Annotated in this window: 6 protein-coding genes and 1 pseudogene; 3 read left to right on the forward strand and 4 right to left on the reverse strand. The window is 72.1% G+C overall.

Going from position 1 to position 4,743, the window contains the following annotated elements:
* On the reverse strand, positions 1 to 343 hold a 343-nt coding region (locus IH13_RS0110720; RefSeq protein WP_031083247.1), incomplete at its 3' end, for a sigma-70 family RNA polymerase sigma factor.
* Positions 344 to 635: 292 nt separating this feature from the next.
* Here IH13_RS0110720 and IH13_RS0110725 point away from each other — a divergent pair.
* Positions 636 to 1,301: an O-methyltransferase gene (locus tag IH13_RS0110725; protein WP_031083248.1), complete on the forward strand. Its 666-nt coding sequence runs from the start codon at positions 636 to 638 to the stop codon at positions 1,299 to 1,301.
* 197 nt (positions 1,302 to 1,498) lie between these two features.
* Here IH13_RS0110725 and IH13_RS40695 read toward each other — a convergent pair whose 3' ends face one another.
* A complete protein-coding gene (locus IH13_RS40695) occupies positions 1,499 to 1,666 on the reverse strand; it encodes a DUF3117 domain-containing protein (RefSeq protein WP_003966491.1) in 168 nt (55 codons plus the stop codon).
* Positions 1,667 to 1,980: 314 nt separating this feature from the next.
* Between IH13_RS40695 and IH13_RS0110735 the strand changes: the two genes are divergently transcribed.
* Positions 1,981 to 2,793 carry a 2-cyclohexenylcarbonyl CoA isomerase gene (locus IH13_RS0110735; RefSeq protein ID WP_031083249.1) on the forward strand — a complete coding sequence of 271 codons (813 nt, stop codon included), beginning with the start codon at positions 1,981 to 1,983 and terminating at the stop codon, positions 2,791 to 2,793.
* 6 nt (positions 2,794 to 2,799) lie between these two features.
* Here IH13_RS0110735 and IH13_RS0110740 read toward each other — a convergent pair whose 3' ends face one another.
* The gene (locus IH13_RS0110740; protein ID WP_031083250.1) at positions 2,800 to 3,381 is read right to left on the reverse strand and encodes a DNA-3-methyladenine glycosylase I; all 582 of its coding nucleotides are present in this window, start codon (positions 3,379 to 3,381) and stop codon (positions 2,800 to 2,802) included.
* Positions 3,378 to 3,778, reverse strand: a pseudogene (locus IH13_RS37180) (cell division protein DivIVA). Before IH13_RS37180 ends, IH13_RS0110740 begins: the two are co-directional and overlap by 4 nt.
* Before the next feature lie 121 nt (positions 3,779 to 3,899).
* Between IH13_RS37180 and folP the strand changes: the two are divergent.
* The coding region (folP, locus tag IH13_RS37185) for a dihydropteroate synthase (RefSeq protein WP_031083252.1) at positions 3,900 to 4,743 on the forward strand (844 nt) is incomplete at its 3' end.

Here is a 4,743-nt window from a genome sequence, read left to right on the forward strand (position 1 = left end):
GCCGCTCGGCGGCGTCGTCGCCGAGCGAGTCGAACCGGATGCGCTGCTTCCGGCGGACCATGTCCAGGAAGAGGTTGGTCGTGATCCGGTGCAGCCAGCCCTCGAAGGTGCCGGGCGTATAGGTCGACAGCGACCGGAAGACACGGACGAAGACTTCCTGCGTGAGGTCCTCGGCGTCGTGCTGGTTACCCGTCAGCCGGTAGGCGAGTCGGTACACGCGGCCGCTGTGCGTGCTGACGATCTCTTCCCATGTGGGCGGGGTCCACGCCTGGGATTCCGCATCTGCGGCGAAGGTCGCGGTCGGTGCGGAGACGTCGGAAGAACGGTCAGCGGTGTCGGTCACGGATTTCGGCTCACCCGCCGACCTGAGAAAGCGCCGCAGCACTCCTCCCCGATCCACAGGCGCAGCCGCACCTCCCCTATCGGCTCTGGTGGTGTCCAGTGGAGTCCCTACCATAGCCACCTCGCCCGTTAGCTCCGGATAAGCCTTATTCCCTGATGGGGCCCGGGATGTCCCCGGGCGCAAGGCGACCCTCCGGGCCCGGCCACGGGGGCCTGTCCCGGCGTTTTCCCCTGCCTCTTCCTAACGCCCGGTCCCATCTGCGGGTTCCCGGGTTCAGCGGATACAGTCACCGTTGCGTCAACTACGGGGACAGGAGAGGGTCATTACCGCCAACCGGCAGACGAGCTGGGCGTTCGCCGACGCCTTTGTCCCCGAGGACGACGCTCTGCTCTGGGCCCGGGACCGGGCCCACGAGACGGGGCTCCGGTCGGTGTCCCCGGGGACCGGCGCCGCGTTGCGGCTGCTCGCTGCCACCGCCGACGCCAAAGCCGTGGCGGAGATCGGCACCGGGACGGGCGTGTCCGGCATCTACCTCCTCCAGGGGATGCGGCCGGACGGTGTGCTGACCACCGTCGACCCCGAGCCGGAGCGGCAGCAGTTCGCGCGCGAGGCGTTCCGGGCGGCCGGCTTCGCCACCAACCGGTCACGCTTCATCCCCGGCCGCGCCCTCGACGTACTTCCGCGGCTCGCGGACGGCGGTTACGACCTCGTCTTCTGCGACGGCGACCGGCTGGAGAGCATGGACTGCCTCGCCGAATCGTTGCGCCTGCTGAGGCCCGGCGGGCTGGTCTGTTTCGAGGGTGTCTTCGCCGACGGCCGCACGATCGACTCCGCCGCCCAGCCGGCCGAGGTGCTGCGCCTGCGCGAACTGCTGCGGGCCGTGCGGGAGAGCCAGGAACTCATGGCCACGCTGCTGCCGGTGGGCGACGGACTGCTCTGCGCGGTACGCCGCGGCTGACCGCCCGCGTCACACCCGGTGCCCGGGGCGGGCCCAGGCCCCGTCCGAGGCACCCGGCGCGCGCCCCACAGGGCCGGCCGACGGGCCGCGGCGCGCGGCACACGGACCCGGCCCCCGGCACACGGCTCCCGGACGCACCACTGCCCCGGCACGGGAGGCGTGCCGGGGCAGTGGGAAGTGTGGGCGCCGCTTCCGCCTCAGCCGACGACCTTCTTCAGGGCGTCGCCGAGTGCATCGGCCTCGTCCGGAGTCAGCTCGACGACAAGCCGACCGCCGCCTTCGAGCGGAACGCGCATGACAATGCCCCGCCCCTCCTTTGTCACCTCGAGCGGGCCGTCGCCCGTCCGCGGCTTCATGGCCGCCATGCTCGTTCCCCTTCCTGAAACCAGCTCATCGCAACCGGCGGCCCCATGACAGGCGCTGCCTCACCGGCGTCGAACACAATGCTTCCTCCGCATTATCCCGCATCAAAGACCCCGATGACCAACATCGGTCGGCATCGCTTGCGCAACGCGCTCTCTCAAAACCACCCAATTCGGCGATCCGACTGCGATACTGCGCCGCCACCACCCCTCAGTCGGCAGCGGATTATTAGACGTGGGTCACATTTCCGGTCCGCCCCGAGTCGGCCATGCTTGCCTGGACAGCACATAGCCCGAGCCGTAAGGGGACCCAGGAAATGGCCGACACCATGGCTGACACCGTGCTCGTGGACGTGAGCGACGGGCTCGCGACGATCACGCTCAACCGCCCCGACGCGATGAACGCCATGAACACGGCGGCCAAGGTCGCGCTCCGCGACGCGTTGCGCGCCGTCGCGGACGACACCGCGGTACGAGCGGTGCTGCTCACCGCCACCGGACGCGCCTTCTGTGTGGGACAGGACCTCAAGGAGCACGTGTCGAAGCTCACCGAGGCCCGCCAGCAGGAGAACGGCAACGCGCTGAGCACCGTCAGCGAGCACTACAACCCGATCGTGCGCGCGATCACCGAGATGGAGAAGCCCGTGGTCGCGGGCGTCAACGGGGTGGCGGCGGGGGCGGGCTTCGGCTTCGCGCTGGCCGCGGACTACCGCGTGGCCGCCGACACGGCCTCCTTCAACACGTCCTTCGCGGGGGTGGCGCTCACCGCCGACTCGGGCGTCTCATGGACCCTCCCCCGGCTGATCGGCGCGAGCCGCGCCGCGGACCTGCTGTTCTTCCCCCGCTCGATCCCGGCGCGGGACGCCTTCGAGCTGGGCCTGGTCAACAAGGTGGTCCCGGCCGCCGATCTGGCGGACGAGGCGGCGGCGGTGGCCCGCGCCCTGGCGGACGGGCCCACGGTCGCGTACGCGGCGCTCAAGGCCTCCATGGCCTACGGCGCGGGCCACACCCTCGCCGAGACCCTGGAGAAGGAGGACGAACTGCAGACGCGGGCGGGCGCGTCCGAGGACCACACGATCGCGGTCGAGGCGTTCCTGGCCAAGCAGCCGCCGACCTACCTCGGCAGGTAGCGGCGGTCAGCCTCCGCCCCGGGCCACGCAGTCGGCCAGGTGGTCGTCGACCAGACCGCAGGCCTGCATCAGGGCGTAGGCGGTGGTGGGTCCGACGAACCGGATGGACCGCTTCTTGAGTTCCTTGGCCAGCGCGGTGGACCCGGGCGTGACCGCCGGGACGTCGCCGAGGGTGCGGGGGGCCGGACGGGACGCGGGATCGGGGGCGTACGACCAGATGAGGGCGTCCAGCTCCCCTTCCTCCCAGCCGGCCAGTACCTTGGCGTTGGCCAGGGTGGCGTCGATCTTGGCGCGGTTGCGGATGATGCCGGGGTCGGCGAGGAGGCGCTCCCGGTCGGCGTCCGTGAACCGTGCCACCGCCGGGATGTCGAACCCGGCGAAGGCGCTGCGGAACCCCTCGCGCCGGCGCAGGATCGTCAGCCAGGAGAGTCCGGACTGGAACGCCTCCAGGCACAGCCGCTCGAAGAGGGCGTGGTCGCCGTGGACGGGCCGGCCCCATTCGGTGTCGTGGTAGACGAGGTAGTCCTCGGTGCTCAGGCCCCACGGGCAGCGCAGGCGGCCGTCCGCGGCGGGCCGGGCCGTGCTCATCCCCGGTCCCCCTCGTCCGTCGGCGGGGCCTCGTGGGCGGCCGCGTGCTCCTCGTTGGCGGCCGCGTGCTCCTCGCCGGACCGCGGCTGTCCGGTCAGCGGCTCGCCGGGCCGCTTGAACAGGTCGGGGCCGCCCGCCGCGGTCGCCTGGGCCCCGGCGAGGGCCGTCTCCAGCTCGGCGATCCGGGCGTCCCGCTCGGCGAGTTCGGCGCCGAGCCGGCCCAGCGCCTCGTCGACGTCGGTCATGCGGTAGCCGCGACCGGGCGGTTCGCCGGCAGCGGGTCGGTGAGCCGCTCCGGCTCGACGTCCTGCAGGACCGCGCCACCGCCGCCGCCGACCACCGCCAGCGTGACCGCGGCGACCACCACGGCCATCGTGAGCAGCAAGAACCAGAACACGCGCATCTCCCCGGAAGCCGAAACCCGTCCGGGTCAGATCGTGCCATGCGCCACCGACGGTTAGGGTCTTTCGTTCGGGTCGGGCTGGATTATCGAGGAGGAACCAGGCATGCGAAGCGGTGTGCTCAGGCTGGGGCGGCGCGAGTTCGGCGCCCACGAACCGGTGGTCATGGCGATCGTGAACCGGACGCCCGACTCGTTCTACGACCAGGGCGCGACCTTCCGCGACGAGCCCGCGCTCTCCCGGGTCGAGCAGGCCGTCTCGGAGGGCGCCGCGATCATCGACGTCGGCGGGGTGAAGGCCGGCCCCGGCGAGGAGGTGTCGGCCGAGGAGGAGGCGCGCCGCACGGTCGGCTTCGTCCGCGAGGTCCGCCGCCGCCACCCGGACGTGGTGATCAGTGTGGACACCTGGCGGCACGACGTGGGGGAGGCCGTCTGCGAGGCCGGGGCGGACGTCCTGAACGACGCGTGGGGCGGGGTGGACCCCAGGCTCGCGGAGGTGGCCGCACGGTTCGGTGCGGGGCTGGTCTGCACCCACGCGGGCGGCGCCCGGCCGCGTACGAGGCCGCACCGGGTGGCGTACGAGGACGTGATGGCGGACATCCTGCGGGTGACCGTCGGCCTCGCCGAACGGGCCGTGGGGCTGGGGGTCCGGCCGGACGGGATCATGATCGACCCGGGGCACGACTTCGGGAAGAACACCCGGCACTCGCTGGAGGCCACGCGCAGGCTGGGCGAGATGACGGCCACGGGCTGGCCGGTGCTGGTCTCGCTGTCCAACAAGGACTTCGTCGGGGAGACGCTCGACAAACCGGTCAAGGAGCGGCTCCTGGGGACGCTCGCGACGACCGCGGTGTCGGCGTGGCTGGGGGCCCAGGTCTACCGGGTCCACGAGGTGGCGGAGACGCGTCAGGTCCTGGAGATGGTGGCGTCCATCGCGGGCCACCGTCCCCCGGCGGGGGCCC

Origin of the sequence: Streptomyces sp. NRRL WC-3549, from assembly GCF_000721935.1 — a bacterium.
Lineage (GTDB): Bacteria > Actinomycetota > Actinomycetes > Streptomycetales > Streptomycetaceae > Streptomyces.

Coding starts and splice junctions, on each gene's coding strand:
- IH13_RS40695 (WP_003966491.1), bottom strand. CDS start 1,666: ATGGCGGCCATGAAGCCGCGGACGGGCGACGGCCCGCTCGAGGTGACA.
- IH13_RS0110735 (WP_031083249.1), top strand. CDS start 1,981: ATGGCCGACACCATGGCTGACACCGTGCTCGTGGACGTGAGCGACGGG.
- IH13_RS0110740 (WP_031083250.1), bottom strand. CDS start 3,381: ATGAGCACGGCCCGGCCCGCCGCGGACGGCCGCCTGCGCTGCCCGTGG.